This window comes from Wolbachia endosymbiont of Menacanthus eurysternus, from assembly GCA_029715105.1.
In the GTDB taxonomy this organism is placed as follows: domain Bacteria; phylum Pseudomonadota; class Alphaproteobacteria; order Rickettsiales; family Anaplasmataceae; genus Wolbachia.
This window is the reverse complement of sequence record CP085695.1, coordinates 559,422-577,108: the sequence shown is the minus strand read 5'-3', so window position 1 is coordinate 577,108 and position 17,687 is coordinate 559,422. Positions and strand designations below refer to the sequence as shown.

Annotated in this window: 13 protein-coding genes and 1 tRNA gene; 9 read left to right on the top strand and 5 right to left on the bottom strand. The window is 29.0% G+C overall.

The features are described 5' to 3' along the window. The first annotated feature begins 234 nt into the window (after window positions 1–234). The 7 genes from LJI21_02390 to LJI21_02360 all read left to right on the top strand — a co-directional run bounded on the left by LJI21_02390 (window position 235) and on the right by LJI21_02360 (window position 9,007). Window positions 235–1,323 carry a GTP cyclohydrolase II gene (locus tag LJI21_02390; GenBank protein WFW29607.1) on the top strand — a complete coding sequence of 363 codons (1,089 nt, stop codon included), beginning with the start codon at window positions 235–237 and terminating at the stop codon, window positions 1,321–1,323. Between the two features lie 489 nt (window positions 1,324–1,812). Then, window positions 1,813–2,901, top strand: a complete 1,089-nt coding sequence (locus LJI21_02385) for a GTP cyclohydrolase II (GenBank protein ID WFW29606.1) — start codon at window positions 1,813–1,815, stop codon at window positions 2,899–2,901. A gap of 58 nt (window positions 2,902–2,959) precedes the next feature. Then, window positions 2,960–3,640 (top strand): type IV secretion system protein, encoded by a 681-nt coding sequence (locus LJI21_02380; protein ID WFW29605.1) that lies wholly within the window; start codon window positions 2,960–2,962, stop codon window positions 3,638–3,640. Then, on the top strand, window positions 3,627–4,430 hold the full coding sequence (gene virB9, locus LJI21_02375) for a P-type conjugative transfer protein VirB9 (protein WFW29604.1): 804 nt from the start codon (window positions 3,627–3,629) through the stop codon (window positions 4,428–4,430). Before LJI21_02380 ends, virB9 begins: the two co-directional genes overlap by 14 nt. A gap of 32 nt (window positions 4,431–4,462) precedes the next feature. Then, window positions 4,463–5,938, top strand: coding sequence for a type VI secretion protein (locus LJI21_02370; protein ID WFW29603.1), 1,476 nt, complete (start codon window positions 4,463–4,465; stop codon window positions 5,936–5,938). A gap of 19 nt (window positions 5,939–5,957) precedes the next feature. Beyond that, entirely contained in the window at window positions 5,958–6,950 is a 993-nt protein-coding gene (virB11, locus tag LJI21_02365) for a P-type DNA transfer ATPase VirB11 (GenBank protein ID WFW29602.1), read from the top strand. 17 nt (window positions 6,951–6,967) lie between these two features. Beyond that, a complete protein-coding gene (locus LJI21_02360) occupies window positions 6,968–9,007 on the top strand; it encodes a type IV secretory system conjugative DNA transfer family protein (GenBank protein ID WFW29601.1) in 2,040 nt (679 codons plus the stop codon). Window positions 9,008–9,316: 309 nt separating this feature from the next. Here LJI21_02360 and ubiH read toward each other — a convergent pair whose 3' ends face one another. Then, window positions 9,317–10,492 (bottom strand): 2-octaprenyl-6-methoxyphenyl hydroxylase, encoded by a 1,176-nt coding sequence (ubiH, locus tag LJI21_02355; protein WFW29600.1) that lies wholly within the window; start codon window positions 10,490–10,492, stop codon window positions 9,317–9,319. A gap of 28 nt (window positions 10,493–10,520) precedes the next feature. Continuing rightward, window positions 10,521–11,279, bottom strand: coding sequence for an Mrp/NBP35 family ATP-binding protein (locus LJI21_02350; GenBank protein WFW29599.1), 759 nt, complete (start codon window positions 11,277–11,279; stop codon window positions 10,521–10,523). 810 nt (window positions 11,280–12,089) lie between these two features. Between LJI21_02350 and typA the strand changes: the two genes are divergently transcribed. After that, window positions 12,090–13,922: a translational GTPase TypA gene (gene typA, locus LJI21_02345; GenBank protein WFW29598.1), complete on the top strand. Its 1,833-nt coding sequence runs from the start codon at window positions 12,090–12,092 to the stop codon at window positions 13,920–13,922. A gap of 169 nt (window positions 13,923–14,091) precedes the next feature. Here typA and LJI21_02340 read toward each other — a convergent pair whose 3' ends face one another. Beyond that, window positions 14,092–14,232, bottom strand: a complete 141-nt coding sequence (locus LJI21_02340) for a hypothetical protein (GenBank protein WFW29597.1) — start codon at window positions 14,230–14,232, stop codon at window positions 14,092–14,094. 20 nt (window positions 14,233–14,252) lie between these two features. Between LJI21_02340 and LJI21_02335 the strand changes: the two genes are divergently transcribed. After that, a tRNA-Thr gene (locus LJI21_02335) sits at window positions 14,253–14,325 on the top strand. A gap of 434 nt (window positions 14,326–14,759) precedes the next feature. Here LJI21_02335 and LJI21_02330 read toward each other — a convergent pair. Then, window positions 14,760–16,283 carry an acyl-CoA carboxylase subunit beta gene (locus LJI21_02330; GenBank protein WFW29596.1) on the bottom strand — a complete coding sequence of 508 codons (1,524 nt, stop codon included), beginning with the start codon at window positions 16,281–16,283 and terminating at the stop codon, window positions 14,760–14,762. 583 nt (window positions 16,284–16,866) lie between these two features. After that, window positions 16,867–17,577, bottom strand: a complete 711-nt coding sequence (ccmC, locus tag LJI21_02325; protein WFW29595.1) for a heme ABC transporter permease CcmC — start codon at window positions 17,575–17,577, stop codon at window positions 16,867–16,869. Window positions 17,578–17,687 lie beyond the last annotated feature (110 nt).

Genomic DNA, 17,687 nt, shown 5'->3' with positions numbered 1-17,687 from the left:
TATATAAGTATTATAAAGGATTTATAAAACAATTTATAAATTATTCCAAGTTATATAAGAATTGACATTTTAGGTAAAGAATTTTAAAATGGTTGAGTGCGATTTAAGTTTAAAAGTGCGGTCGTGATGGAATTTGGTAGACATGCAGCGTTGAGGTCGCTGTGGCCCTAAATTTGGCTTTGGAAGTTCAAGTCTTCTCGACCGTATCAGATTTATTCATTTAATATAAGTGAAATGTTAATAGGAAATCAGAACAGGAATAGAATAGATAGGGCAGTTAGTGAAGTCAGACGTGGCTCTCCAGTTATGATATATGATGATAAAGGTAATTATTTATTGTTTACTGCTGCTGAGATTTTAGAGAGAAGTTTATTCGATCAGTATAAGTTTATATCAGGTAATTTATTTGTTACTTTGACTTCTAGTAAGGTGCAATATTCGTTTCAAAACGAGAAAAATAATAACAAACGTTTACAGATAAATAGTTTTGATGAGTTGCTTCATTTAATGAATTATTCAGTTTTCGATAGAATGAAAGAACTGTATTGTTCAGGGGTGATAGATAAATATGCTATTGATTTACTTAAATTATCGGAGTTATTACCATATGCATTAATAATTGATTCATCTTTTAAAGATGAAAAAGAGATGTATGATTGGTGTGAAAAAAATGATGTTATTACACTGAATATATCGTTTATAAAAAATTTTTGTTTAGATCGTGATTTATATGAAATATGTGAAACATCATTTTTTTTAAAGCAGACTCAGGAAGTAAAAATTCTATCTTATAGAATTAAAGGTGGTAGCTGCAGAGAACATTATGCAATTATTGTTGGTAATCCAAATAGAGATGGTGAGCCTTTGGTAAGAATACATTCTTCATGTTACACAGGTGATTTGTTGGGGAGTTTATCGTGTGATTGTAGAAGTCAATTACATAAAGCAATTCAAATAATGGTTGATTCTGGAGGTGGTGTCATAATATATCTCATGCAGGATGGTAGGGGTATTGGGTTGATTAATAAATTAAGGGCATATGATATGCAAAGAAGATATGATCTTGATACTGTAGATGCGAATAAAGTGTTGGGTTTTAAGGATGATGAAAGGGATTTTGTTATTGCAGCTAAAATACTTAAAAAATTAGATCTTAAGAGGATTCAATTACTTACAAATAATGGTAGAAAATTATCAGAGTTAAAAAGTAATGGTATAGAGATTACAAAGTGTTTGCCGCTTGTTATGGAGTTTAATCAATATAATTGTTCATATATGAAAACAAAATTTGCTAAGCTAGGTCACAAATTAAAAGTTTTTTAGATTTAGTTTGTATTTTATATAGGGGTTTGGTTGTTGATTTGGATTTTAGAAAATCGAGGTGTTGAGATTTTTAAAACAAAGGAATAGTAGAGCATTAGACGAGGATACAAATTGGAATTCGGATCGTTATAGCGTAATTGTCGCTCAAAGGAACGTTTTATTTTTATTTATACTGGTATTATTGGTAATACTTTTTGTAAGCATATTACACGGTATCTATTCTTAGATAAGAAAACTATCTCTATATGTCAATATTATATAAGTATTATAAAGGATTTATAAAACAATTTATAAATTATTCCAAGTTATATAAGAATTGACATTTTAGGTAAAGAATTTTAAAATGGTTGAGTGCGATTTAAGTTTAAAAGTGCGGTCGTGATGGAATTTGGTAGACATGCAGCGTTGAGGTCGCTGTGGCCCTAAATTTGGCTTTGGAAGTTCAAGTCTTCTCGACCGTATCAGATTTATTCATTTAATATAAGTGAAATGTTAATAGGAAATCAGAACAGGAATAGAATAGATAGGGCAGTTAGTGAAGTCAGACGTGGCTCTCCAGTTATGATATATGATGATAAAGGTAATTATTTATTGTTTACTGCTGCTGAGATTTTAGAGAGAAGTTTATTCGATCAGTATAAGTTTATATCAGGTAATTTATTTGTTACTTTGACTTCTAGTAAGGTGCAATATTCGTTTCAAAACGAGAAAAATAATAACAAACGTTTACAGATAAATAGTTTTGATGAGTTGCTTCATTTAATGAATTATTCAGTTTTCGATAGAATGAAAGAACTGTATTGTTCAGGGGTGATAGATAAATATGCTATTGATTTACTTAAATTATCGGAGTTATTACCATATGCATTAATAATTGATTCATCTTTTAAAGATGAAAAAGAGATGTATGATTGGTGTGAAAAAAATGATGTTATTACACTGAATATATCGTTTATAAAAAATTTTTGTTTAGATCGTGATTTATATGAAATATGTGAAACATCATTTTTTTTAAAGCAGACTCAGGAAGTAAAAATTCTATCTTATAGAATTAAAGGTGGTAGCTGCAGAGAACATTATGCAATTATTGTTGGTAATCCAAATAGAGATGGTGAGCCTTTGGTAAGAATACATTCTTCATGTTACACAGGTGATTTGTTGGGGAGTTTATCGTGTGATTGTAGAAGTCAATTACATAAAGCAATTCAAATAATGGTTGATTCTGGAGGTGGTGTCATAATATATCTCATGCAGGATGGTAGGGGTATTGGGTTGATTAATAAATTAAGGGCATATGATATGCAAAGAAGATATGATCTTGATACTGTAGATGCGAATAAAGTGTTGGGTTTTAAGGATGATGAAAGGGATTTTGTTATTGCAGCTAAAATACTTAAAAAATTAGATCTTAAGAGGATTCAATTACTTACAAATAATGGTAGAAAATTATCAGAGTTAAAAAGTAATGGTATAGAGATTACAAAGTGTTTGCCGCTTGTTATGGAGTTTAATCAATATAATTGTTCATATATGAAAACAAAATTTGCTAAGCTAGGTCACAAATTAAAAGTTTTTTAGATTTAGTTTGTATTTTATATAGGGGTTTGGTTGTTGATTTGGATTTTAGAAAATCGAGGTGTTGAGATTTTTAAAACAAAGGAATAGTAGAGCATTAGACGAGGATACAAATTGGAATTCGGATCGTTATAGCGTAATTGTCGCTCAAAGGAACGTTTTATTTTTATTTATACTGGTATTATTGGTAATAGTTTTTGTAAGCATATTAGTTATATTTAAAATTAGTACAAATAGTACTATTGAACCGTTTGTTATAGAAATTGAGAAAAAATCTGGGATAGTGCAGTTAGTTGATCCTGTTACAGTAAAATTATATTCTGCAGATAAGGTATTGAATAATCATTTCATTGCAGAGTATATAAAAGCAAGAGAAGTGTTTGACCAATATAATTATAATTATAATTATTATACAAAGGTAAGATTATTTTCTTCACCAAATGTATATAGTGAATTTAAAAATTATATAAATTCACAAAATATTGATGACCTTTTTAATCTATACTCAGGTTTTGTTAGAAGTGAATTTAAGATTCGTTCAATTCAGAGATTATATGATAATACTTTTCAGATAAGGTTTACTGTGGAATTTATACGGAAAGATAGGAGTTCTGTAAAGAGAAATAAAATAGCTATTATGTCTTATAAATATGTGTCGCTTGAAATGAATGATCAACAAAGATATGTTAATCCATTAGGATTTCAAGTTACTTCTTATAGGGTAGATGATGAATATGTTTAAAATTTTGTTGATTTTTATCATACTATTGCACAGTAATTTAACTGTATCATTTGATTACAGTAAGTTTTCTTCCGTAGATAAAAGAATAAAAACTTTTGTATACAATCCCAATGAGATTTTTGAAGTTGTTTTTAGTCAAGGTTATTATTCTTATATTGAGTTTGCAGAAGGAGAAAAAATAAAAAATATTGCTATTGGCGATGCTTCAAGTTGGAATATTAGTCCTTATGATAATAAATTACTTATTATGCCGTTTGAGGTTAGTGGACGTACTAATATGATTATTACAACAACTAAAAAAAGAAGTTATATTTTTGATTTAATTTCAAAACCAAATTCTGATAAATATTCGGATTCTAATACTGAAAAGATAGACAGTAATCATTACCGTGAAAAAGATATATTTTATGTAGTGCGTTTTCATTATCCCCGAGAAGAAGATGAGCTTGATATTGATGATGAAGTATTAATGCTTACTCAAACGCAATACTTTACAAGTAAACCAGAAAGTCTAATTCAAAAAAATGATACACAGTATAATTATGTTTATATTGATAATGGTGTTGATATTAGTATGATTCCGATTGAACTGTTTGATGATGGTTATTTAACTTATTTTAAGTTTATAGATAATGATAAAATACCTCAGATTTTTGCAGGAGAAGGTAAAATTAAATTACCTTGTAGGAGATTGTTGTTTGACGGTTATATTGTAATAAAAGGGGTTCATAAGAGATTGTTTATGCGCTACGAAGATAATGAAGTTGAAATTATAAATAAATCGCTTTAGTTACCTGGGATATATAAAAATGAAGAAAGTATATGAAGAGTAAAGAAGAGCTTGATAATTCTAGGAATGAATCGGAAGTAGAGAGCAAGATAGTAATATTTGGTTCTAATCAAGGTTATAGGGTATTAGTGGTTATTATTTTTATACTTCTGGTTGGTGGAGTAATAACGTATTATTATTTTAATTTATCCCCTGATGAGAAGAGTGTGAAAATTTTTAGAGAAGAGGAAATTGAGCAAAATATTCAAGAATTAAAAGGAAAACTAGAACATGTGCCAGATGATGTAATAACTTATGATGAGAGGATAATAACTGATCTGCCATCTTTGCCTCCTCTTCCTATTCCACATGGAATACCAGAAGTGGAACAAATTGAGAAAGAAGATGTTTCATTAAAAAAAAGAGATGAAAAACCAATAGAAACATATGTATCAACAAATGCGCCTTCTTTACCGAAGCAAAGTCGTCATGGTAATAATATTATTACTAGTGATTTATCAAATTCATTTCCTATAATAGGTGACAGTGGTTATCCTAAAGATAGACGTGGTGTACAAATGTTAGTAATTTCAAATAATCCTAAAAATGACAAGGTTGTTGATACTATTTTATTTAATACTTCGGCGCAGCCGAATGTAGCTACGAAAGTAGGAAAACTTGGGTTTATGATTACTCAAGGTAAGATTATTGATGCAGTTCTTGAAACCGCAATAAATTCTGATTTGCAAGGAATGTTACGTGCAATAGTTAGTAGTAATGTTTATGCAGAATCTGGTGATACGGTTTTAATACCGAGAGGATCAAGATTGATAGGTAGCTATTCATTTGATTCAAATATTACGAAAGCTCGTGTAAATATAAATTGGAATAGGATTATTCTTCCTCATGGGATAGACATTGCTATTTCATCATCTGGTATTGATGAACTTGGCAGTGCCGGAATAACTGGAATAGTAGATAATAAGATAACAAATGCGTTATTTTCTTCTATATTGCTTGCAGGAGTTTCGATCGGATCATCTGTTATAGGGCAAAAGGTTTCTAATTTTGTTGACTCATTAACTTTTATGGATGCGGTGAGATCTATTACTGCAACTGCAATAGATTTTTATTCACTTAAAGATATTATTAAACTAGGAAAAGAGATACCTAGTGATAAATGGAAATTGGACTTTGAAGCTATTGGAAGAATTAAGAGCGCTAAAAATGAGAAAGATTTGTTGAATATAATAAAAGAGGAAATAGCAAGTGCGTTAGAAATTGAGAAAGGTGAGATAAATATAAATTTAGAAAATATAAACCAGCTATTGCAACAATTTTTTAAAAAAAATAAATCTATTTATGATGAAGCTGTCAATAGATTGATCGGTGATTTTTCTAAAGATATGCGAGATTTAATTAATAGATCTATAGATAAAAAGATAACTGTTTTTATAAGTCAAGGTACTGCGTTGAAAGTTTTTGTTAAACAAGACATAATATTTCCATTACAAGCAGTGTTAAAGTAAAAAGAAGGAAAGGGAAGAGATGAAGTATGCTGCACTAGATACGTACTTAGAACCATTACAAGGGCTTTTTCAGGAGGAAGGTGTAAGTGAAATATCAATAAATAGGCCTAGAGAAGTATGGATTGAAAATCGAGGTAAGATAAGATGCGAGAAATTAGAGGTGTTTGATTTTAATCATTTAAGATCTCTTGGTAGATTAATTGCTCAAGCAACAGAACAAAGATTAAGTGAAGAAACACCTTTGCTTTCAGCTACATTGCCGAATGGGTGTCGTATACAGATAGTATTTCCACCAGCATGCGAATCTGATAAAGTAATAATGTCAATTCGTAGACCTTCTAGTATCCGATTGTCATTAGATGATTACGAAAAAATGGGAGCCTTTTCTAAAACTGTTGTGGAAATAGTTGGTAATCCTGTGGATCGTCGTCTTGGATTGTTATTAAAACAAAGAAGAATAAAGGAATTTTTAGAATATGCTTTAATAAATAAAAAGAATATTATAATTAGCGGCGGAACATCTACTGGTAAAACTACTTTTATTAATGCAATTTTACGTGTTATTCCATCTCAGGAGAGAATTATTACTGTTGAAGATACAAGAGAAATTATTTTAAGTGATCACCCAAATAAAGTGCATTTAATTGCTTCTAAGGGAGGACAAGGTAGGGCAAAAGTAACAATTCAAGATTTGATAGAAGCATGTTTACGTTTGAGACCAGATAGAATAATAGTTGGAGAGTTACGTGGGGTTGAAGCTTTTAGTTTTCTTAGAGCAGTAAATACTGGTCATCCAGGTTCGATATCGACTCTTCATGCAGATAATCCAGAAATGGCTATTGAACAAATAAAACTTATGGTTATGCAAGCAAATCTTGGTATTTTACCGGATCAAATTGTACCATACATTAGAAATGTAATTGATATTGTTGTTCAATTAAAAAGAACTAGTTGTGGAAAGAGAAATGTTTCTGAAATATTATTTACCAGATTATCAGATTTAAATTCTTAATTTTTAATAGATTATTTATGAGTAGTAGTAATAATCATTTACGTAATATTTTAATAGGAGGAATTATAGCTTTTAGCGTATTAGAATTTTGCTTTTATTTATCTGGCATATTGTTTTATTTATTTGTTGATGGTCCAGATGGAGTGGACTTTAAGGCAATTAATCCTAGTTTAACGCCTTTTCCTCAGGCTCTTTGGCCGACAATTTTTAATCATATACAGTATTGTTGGCGTTATCCAGAGTTGTATGATTTGAATGTTAAAATTAAGTTGTTAATATCTTTTGTTTTGCCTGTTATTATTTTGATAATTATTTTATGGAATTCTAGGGAGAGGATAGTTGAATGGCGTCCATTTAAAAAGAAAGAATCATTGCATGGAGATTCAAAATGGGCATCAGAAAGAGATATAAGAAAGGCTAGATTAAGGAGTAAAAGTGGCTTGTTACTTGGCAGGGATAAAAGAGGTTATTTTATTGCTGACGGATTTCAACATGTATTACTTTTTGCTCCCACGGGTTCTGGTAAGGGTGTTGGTTTTGTAATTCCTAATTTGTTATTTTGGACTGACTCTGTAATTGTACATGATATAAAATTAGAAAATTATGAAATAACAAGTGGTTGGCGAGAGAAACAAGGACAGAAAGTATATGTTTGGAATCCAGCTCAGCCGGATGGAATGAGCCATTGTTATAATCCGTTAGAGTGGATTAGCGAAAAGCCAGGACAAATGGTTGACGACGTGCAGAAGATAGCCAATTTAATTATGCCTGAACAGGATTTTTGGCAAAATGAGGCGAGAAGCCTATTTGTTGGAGTGGTGTTATATTTACTTGCTGCGCAAGAAAAGGTTAAATCTTTTGGTGAGGTTGTGCGCACAATGCGTAGTGACGATGTTATTTATAATCTTGCTGTTGTTTTAGATACAATTGGTAAAATAATACATCCTGTGGCGTATATGAATATTGCAGCTTTTCTACAAAAAGCTGATAAAGAGAGATCAGGTGTAATTTCAACTATGAATTCATCTCTTGAATTGTGGGCAAATCCATTAATTGATACTGCAACAGCAACGAGTGATTTCAGTATTTTAGATTTTAAGAAGAAGAGAATTACAGTTTACGTTGGATTAACTCCGGATAATTTAAATAGATTAAGACCTTTAATGCAGGTTTTTTATCAGCAGGCAACTGAATTTTTATGTAGAAAATTACCATCAGATGATGAACCTTACGGTGTGTTATTTTTGATGGATGAGTTTCCAACTCTTGGAAAGATGGAACAATTTCAAACAGGTATTGCATATTTTCGTGGTTATAGAGTTAGATTATTTTTAATAGTTCAGGATACTGAACAACTTAAGGGAATATATGAAGAAGCGGGAATGAATTCCTTTCTATCAAATTCAACATATAGAATAACTTTTGCGGCTAATAATATTGAGACTGCTAATTTAATATCACAACTTATAGGGAATAAAACTGTAGAACAAGAATCGTTAAACAGACCTAAATTTTTAGATTTGAATCCTGCTTCGAGATCGTTGCATATCTCAGAAATACAAAGAGCATTATTATTACCTCAAGAAATCATTATGTTACCCCGTGATGAGCAGATAATTTTGGTAGAATCAACTTATCCAATTAAATCAAAAAAGATTTTATATTATAGTGATAGTATGTTTACAAGAAGATTGCTTAAACCCACTTCTATACCTATACAAGAACCATACGATCCGGATAAGATTTTTTCTGCTATCTCTAATAAGAATGAAGCTAACAAAAAAGAAGGTAATAATGGTGTTATTATGGATTCTAGTACCATTGATAATGAAGTTCAAAATGAGGTGTATAATAATAGTGAAGAGGGGGGAGTAGATTATGAGGATGAATGCATTGATGATATGCTGTTTGATGATGAAGAGGATGGATTTAATGAAGAAGAAGATGAGTTTGAAGATGACGATAAATTTAAAATGGAAGTTGATGATGTTTTATTCTCCAATATAGAGGAGGATAAACTTGATGAATTAAAAGAAGATAATAAATCTGATTCTTAATTTTGAGTTAAGAGAGTATATATGCAATTTAATGAGAAAAATAAGTGGTTTATTTTGTTTTAATTTTATATATGAGAGGGATTGTTTGTTTTAAATTTTGGTAGAGAAAGAGTGGATAGAGGGGAGAGAATTTAATTTATAGAAAAATTGTGCAAAATATTAAGAGAGGAGGGGAAGGATTAGCCTAAAATTAAAAATCTTATAAAAAGAGTTTTAATTTAATCCAGGAAATTTGTTAAATTGTAATGTCTAAAAAATATGCAAGTTCAAAATGAAAAACAAAGTTTTAAATTTTACTCTTGAGAGAGATTATTTAAATAGATATCTATAGTCCCACATAGCGTGTTTTATGAAACGTTTTTTGAGAAAATTTGAGTTTTCAATTACTATTAAACCAAGATTTCTTATTATTTTAGCAAAATATATTTTATTAGAAAAAATTTTATTTAATCCATTAGTTATAAGTGCCATGATAAAATTGTCAAAATATCTATCGCATGAGATCTTTTTTAAAAGATATTTACTACCAATATCAATACCAAATATTCTTGCAGAAGTTATATGTTTTATAACACTTTCTATATCTTTAATTCCTAGGTTAAGTCCTTGTCCTGCAATTGGGTGGATTGAGTGCGCTGCATCACCAATAAGTAAGATTCTTTCTTTATATAACTTTTTCGCGAAAGCAAAACTTAATGGGTAGGATTTTCTTTGACTTTTTAATTTGATTTTTCCTAGATAGGAACTAAACCTCTTTTTGAGTTCTATTATAAATTCTTTTTCAGATAAACTCATCAACATTTTTGAAATTTCGGACTTTTCTGTCCAAATTATTGATGAAGTGTGACCGCCTTTCATTGGTAAAATCGCAAATGGACCACCTGGAAAAAATCGTTCTACAGCAAGATTTTGATGGTGTAGCTCGTTTTCTATATTAAAAACTATACTACTTTGTTTATAATCAAATTTTATTATTGGTATGGAAAGTAATTTTAGTAATTTAGAATTTTTGCCTTCAGCGCAAATAAGTAGTGACGATATTAGTTGTTTATTATTATCAAGAATAAGTTTTACATATCCCATATTGCAAGTGATCTCTTTATAAGAAAGTGAAGAGTATATATTTAGTTTATGTAGGAAATTATTATTAATTGCGTTCCATATTACTGTATTGTTAACAACGTATCCCATCGGTTCTTTACTAATCATTTTGTAATTATAATGTACAGTAATTGGGCTATATTCATCTAATATACATATGTCGAGTATAGGTTCTGCTTTATTTTTTATAAACTTCCAAATCTCTAGTTTTTCTAATATTTTTTTTGCTATATGAGAAATAGCAAACGCTCTATTATCATCAATTACGTTTGGTAAATTGTTTTTTTCTATTACTGCTACGGAAACGGAGTTATTGTTTAGGCCAATAGCGGTAATAAGGCCAAGCAATCCGCCTCCTGAAATGATTACATCATAATAATTCATATTTAAATGTTATTATATTAAATAATTTTTATAAATTGTAAAAAGATTCAACATTTCTGGCAATATTTTCATAAATTCCTGATAAATTTTTGTTCTGTATTAAGGAATTTTTAGGATTAGAAGTATTGCATGTTTGTGGATCCAATGGAATTTGGCCTAAAAATTTGATTTTTAATTTTTTAGATATTTTTTTCACGTTATTCTTTCCAAAAATATATATTTTTGAGTTGTTTTGGGTAAAATAGCTCATATTTTCTATAATACCAATAATAGGTATATTAAGCTTTGTGAGCATATTATATATTTTATAGACCTCGATCAAAGCAAGTTCCTGTGGAGTTGAGACTATTATTGTACCTGTTAAATTAAAATTTTTCATTAGACTTAGATGTATATCACCTGTTCCTGGTGGTGTATCAATTATTAATTGATCTATGTTAGGCCATTTTGTTCCCATTAATAAATTATAAAGTGTTTTTACTACTATAGGTCCACGCCATATTGTCGCACGACCTTCATCAATAAAATAACCTATTGAAATAGTATATAGCCCATATTTTTCTATAGGTATTATTTTTCCATTTTGTATTTTTGGTTTTATTTTTTCGGCGCCAAGTATTTTTGGAATGGAAGGACCATATATATCAGCATCAAACAATCCAATTTTACGTTTTAACTTTGCTAATGAAAATGCCAGATTTATTGCGACTGTCGATTTACCGACACCTCCCTTACCAGATGCGATAAGGATTATATTTTTTATTCCTTTTATGCATAATTTAGTCATTTACTTTTTATTTATTTTTGATTGATATTGATTATGACGATTCTTTTAAAAAGGCATTAATTTTAGTAGTTTTAAGATTTTTAGTTTTATTTCTATGTATTTTATTACCACATTATAGAAGAACATTAGCTAGAAAATTATTTAATTTTATTAAAAATTGAGCTCTATTGCGTATAGGTAATATACTCTTTTCTAATTTTTATAAATTCTTATTTTGCAACATTATTTCAAATAGTCAAATTTTTATGAATCTGTATATAAATCCTCCTATTGTAAAACGGAATATATAGCTTTAAAAAGAATATAAATTCTTATTTTAACTACAATACCATAAAAGTTACTTTGGCTACACATATAACTATAAAACATTAACAAATCTCTATCAAAGAATTTTCTCTTATGTTTATAAAAGGTAAATAAAACACTAAAATACATTACAAGCTTTGCATTTTAATAATTGTTATAATATAGTTTGTAGATATAAATAATTAATTCTTTTATTCTAAAAACAAACACTTATTTTTGTTTTTAAATTTGCTCAAAACAAACTAAAATATAATTTTCTTTTCATATTACTCGATTTTATACATTTTACTCTCATAAAATTTATATCAGGTAATATAAAATAAACATTAATCTTTGATTTTAATTTATAAATTTTCTATTTTACATTTTCTCAAAAAAAAAAGATTACCGTATTAATAATAGTAAATTATACAAAGGTCTATTTACTCTAAATATGATCATATATATACTAATTAAGTTTTGATGTTTGCTCATCTTACTTAATAAATCTTAAAATGGATAAAAATGAATGAATTTGAATCTATCCACAACATTGCAATAGTTGCTCATGTTGATCATGGAAAAACTACTTTACTTGATAATATGTTAAAACAAAGTGGTGCGTTTCGTAAAAATCAAGAAATACAGGAACGAGTAATGGATAACAATGATCAAGAACGTGAGCGTGGAATTACCATATTTGCAAAATGCACATCCATTATATGGAATAATAAAAAAATTAATATTATCGATACACCTGGACATGCAGACTTCAGTGGAGAAGTAGAAAGAGTATTATGCATGGCAGATGGTGTATTGCTTTTGATTGACGCTACAGAAGGCCCCATGCCGCAAACTAAATTCGTATTATCAAAAGCCCTAAAAGCAAATTTAAAGCCTATTGTAATAATCAATAAGATTGATCGATCAGATGAAAGAATCAATGAAATATTAAACGAAATATACGAATTGTTTTTTAGCTTCGATATAACCAATGAACAGCTTAATTTTCCAATATTATATGCCTCTGGTAAAAATGGCTGGTGTATCGAAAAACTTTCTGATAAAAGGGAAAATTTAAACCCATTATTCTCAACAATTGTAAATTATATAAAACCATTTGTTTATGATCAAGCCGCACCCTTTGCTATGCTAGTTACTTTACTTGAATCTAATAAGTTTCTTGGTAAAATATTAACTGGAAAAATTTATCAAGGAATTGCAAAAATCAATTCCGATATCAAAGTACTTAATATTAATAATAAAGTAGTTGAACAAGGTAAATTGACAAAATTACTATCATTTTCTGGTTTAAAACGCGTTCCAGTAGAACGAGCTGTAGCTGGGGACATAATAACAATTGCAGGACTTGAAAAAGCCTCAGTTTCAGATACTATAGCAGCACCAGGAACTACAACTGCAATAAGATCTATTTCTATTGATCCTCCAACAATGGCAATCACTATAAGTGTTAATGATTCACCTTTTGCCGGACAGGAGGGAACAAAACTCACCCATACTCTCACAAAAAACCGTTTGTATGCAGAAGCTGAAACAAATGTTGCTATTACTGTAACTACATTACAAAACGGCGAAGCTTTCGAAGTTAATGGACGTGGCGAATTACAACTTGGAGTTTTAATTGAAAATATGAGAAGAGAAGGTTTTGAACTTTCTGTCTCTCGCCCTCGAATCCTCTTCAAAGAAGAAAATGGCAAAAAACTTGAACCTATAGAAAAGGTAATAATTGATACAGATGCTAAATATAGCGGAATTATTATTGAAAAACTCAGTTTCCGAAAGGGAGAAGTAATTGATATAAAACATTTTGAAAATGATAGAATAAGAATAACACTTTTAGTGCCATCAAGGGGATTAATAGGTTATCAAGGAGAATTCTTAACCGATTCTCACGGCACTGGTATAATTAATCGATCGTTTCATAATTATGCCCCCTATAAAGGTCAAATTTCTAAAAGACGTAACGGAGTACTAATTTCTACTGATAAAGGTGAAGCTGTAGCGTATGCAATCTTTAATTTACAAGATAGAGGAATTATGTTCATTAAGCCGCAAGATAAAGTATATTGCGGTATGATTGTCGGTCAACACAACCGTGACAATGATTTAGAAGTAAACGTATTAAAAAGTAAACAATTAACAAATATAAGAGCTACAGGTAGCGATGAGGCAATAAAACTTATCCCACCAAAAATAATGACTCTAGAGGAAATGATATCATATATAGATGATGATGAATTAGTAGAGGTCACTCCAAAATCCATACGTTTACGAAAAAAACTTCTTAATCCAAATAAACGTAAACGTGCAAAAAAGACTGAAAATAAAGAAAAATAAATTACACATTTAGTATGTGGGTGTAGTAGGAGTAACAAATGGGGAGGTTAAGTATAGTGGTGATTTATAGTTATGTGTAATTTTTATTATTATGATTTTTGTATTCTGTATATTGTTTTTATGTATTGATTTGTTTATTTGTTTTGCCTTATCAATAAAAACTTGAAAACTATTTTTGATAGTTTTTGATATTTTGATTTTGTTGTTTAAAGTATTGCTGTTTTTTTCTTTTTAAGATATTTTGTTTTAAAGCTTTTGCTAATCTTTTTTTTATTTCTTCTCTTTTTATTTTTTTTATGTTACTCATCATTATATATGTATATAAATTTTGCCGTTATAGCTCAGGTGGTAGAGCGCGTCATTGGTAATGACGAGGTCCTAAGTTCGAGTCTTGGTAGCGGCACATTAAACCCATTATGTAAATGTGTGCTTTTATTATATTATAAACATAATTTTTATCAAATTTGTTTTATGTTTATTTTGATAGAATTTTTATTGATTTTGCAATTTTGCAGAATTTTAAGAAAAGAGATATGTTTTATTAATTGTTTTGTTTTTTATTTATATGACTTTTTAAAAAGTTTATAGAGACTTTGTATGTGGTGTTATCTTGTGTGACTTAGATTAAACAATGTTCATATTTTATATGAGTCTTAATTTTAATGTGTATTTATACTAGAAGGAACATCAGAAAATTCTGAGTTTTACTCATTTCTATTTCTAGAAATTTATAAAATGGTAACACAGATAATATTATTTTTGGAGTTTTGTTTTTGTGGTGTAGTTTGAGGTATTTAATTTCTAATCTGTTATAACTTTTAAATTTAGAAAAAGTTTTTATAAAGGTAGATTGTCATGTTTTTTCCATATTCTATTTACTTTCTTATTTTTTAATAGTTTTAGCGCCTTGCGAAGGTGGTATTTTGTTTTACTTGGTACTATTATACTGTCGATATACCCATGCGATGCAGCAAAAAATGGGTTAGCAAATTTTTTCTTATACTCTTTAATAAGAGTTTGTTCGCATTTTTTATTTCGAAATATAATTTCGATCGCACTTTCTGGTCCCATAACTGCTATTTCAGCGGTTGGCCAGGCATAATTTATGTCTCCTCTTAGATGTTTAGAATTCATGACAATATATCCGCCACCATATGCTTTTCTAGTGATGAGACTGATTTTTACTACAGTTGCTTCAGCATAAGCATAAAGTAATTTTGCTCCGTGTTGTATTATATTATTATGTTCCTGATATATACCAGGTAAAAAACCTGGAATATCGATAAGTGTGATAATGGGTATATTAAATGCATCGCAGAATCTTATGAATCTTGCAGCTTTTCTTGAAGAATTAATATCTAGGCATCCTGCGAGGTATATAGGTTGATTTGCAACAATACCAATAGTATTACCATCGATTCTACCAAAACCAATTATGATATTACGAGCGAAGTCAGGCTTTAATTCAAAAAAATTTTTTTCATCACATATTTTTTCGATTAGTTCATACATATCATAAGGAGTATTCGGGTTATTAGGAATTAGAGTATTTAAAGATTCATCAATATCATCAATATCACTAGTTGATATAGATTTTGGAGATTCTTGATTATTTGCAGGTAAAAAAGTTAGAAACTCTCGTATTTTTAATAGCATTTCAATATCATTATTAAATGCAAAATCTGCAACTCCTGTTTTACTTGTATGAGTTTTTGCTCCACCAAGGTCTTCGTAGCTTACATTTTCATATGTAACTTTTTTTACTACATCTGGTCCTGTTATGAACATATATGAGCTGTTTTTTACCATGAAGATAAAATCAGTTAATGCTGGAGAATAAACGGCACCACCTGCGCATGGACCCATGATTAGAGAAATTTGTGGTATAACGCCTGATGCGTTTACATTTCTTTGAAAGATTTCTCCATAGCCAGCAAGGGAATCTACTCCTTCTTGAATTCTTGCTCCACCAGAGTCATTTAATCCTATAATTGGAGTTCTCGTATTGATTGCCATATCCATAATTTTACATATTTTTTTTGCGTGTGATGCACCAAGTGATCCACCAAAAACAGTAAAATCTTGAGAATAAACAAAAACTTTTCTACCATAAATAGTGCCATGTCCAGTTATGACTCCATCACCTAGAAAATTGGTATTTTGCATGCCAAAATTAGTAGCATGGTGTCTCATAAATTTATCGTATTCTTCAAATGAATTTTCATCTAGGAGTATATTTAATCTTTCTCTGGCGGTTAGTTTTCCTTTTGCATGTTGTTTCTTGATTTTGTCAGAGCCTCCTCCTTTTTCAGCTTCTATTGTTTTAATTTTTAGATTTTTTAATATTTTGAGATCTTGCATCTTAAGAAAGATTATTCTAGTAATAAAGTATATATCAATTTTTTAAATATAAAAATTTTACTTTTAATTGTTCATTAGAATTTTGTGGATTTCGAGTAAAATATTTTGCGAAGTTTTATATTGACCTCCCCTGTTACTGAACGTATGTATATTTTTAATAAGAATTTTGTTTTAAAAAGGTTCTATTTTAAAAGTAAATGGTTTTAATTCTAAAAGCAGGGTGAGGTTTTATTTTGATTGGTTATTAAATAATTAGTTTTCTTTTTTTTTCTTATAAGGGTTTTGTTATATTTATAGCTATGTAGAAGTAGTACAATGTATAGCATTATAAATAGAAAGTAATTTTTATTTAGAGTATTTTGATTTTGAAAAATTTAGAAAATTAAAAAATTCTCAAATTAGAAATTTGATGGATAAAATTAGTGAATAAAAATACTGGGTGGGATTTTTTAATTGAAAGATTTTGAAAATTATTTGATGTTTTTTATAAAAATAAAAAGTTTTAATATATTAAGTTCTAATATAAATAGAGAGAAGAGTTGTTTATTGACTCTATTGATATAATATGATTGAACTATTATCTTTAATATTTTATATTAATTTTTCTTTTTATTTTATACAGGTTAATTAGATGAAGTGAATGATATATCCATATTATTAAAAATAATATAATGTAAAATATAAACATTATGATTAGCGGTAATAGTAGAGAACTTTCTATTGCTATCTTACCGTTTTTAAGAATACTTGCTGGTTGATGGAGAGTGGTCCATAGATTTACAGAAAATTTTACTATTGGAATATTTATAGCACTAAATATTGCAAATATTGCCGCTGATTTTTTTGCTCTTTCTTCATTATCAAAAGTACTCCATAGTGAAAAGTATCCAATATATAAGAAGAACAAAATTAACGTTGAAGTGAGTCTCGCATCCCAAACCCACCAAGTTCCCCAGGTTCCTTTCCCCCAGATGCAACCTGTAATCAAGCACATTATAGAAAAAATTATTCCTGCTGAAGCGGCTGCACGAGCTAAAATACTAGCAATGCTATTGTCCCAAATTAAAAAGATAAAACTGAGTATTGCAATTAATAAATATATTCCAAGAGAAAGCCATGCAGAGGGTACATGAAGGTACATAATTTTTACAATTTCTCCTTGTTTATAATCTTCCGGTGAAGAAAATAAAGATAAAAATATTCCAATTAGAAAGAATGTAAAACATGCAGTGCAAAGCCAAGGTAGAACTTTTTTAAAAAAAAAAGAGAGACGTGTAAGTTTTAGCAGTAACATTTCAGCAGAAATATTTATTATAAAAATCAATTGATTTAAGTTTTATCAAGCTTATCAAGAAAGTAAATAATTTTGCTAAGATAAAATTATGAATAGATATAAAAATGGTG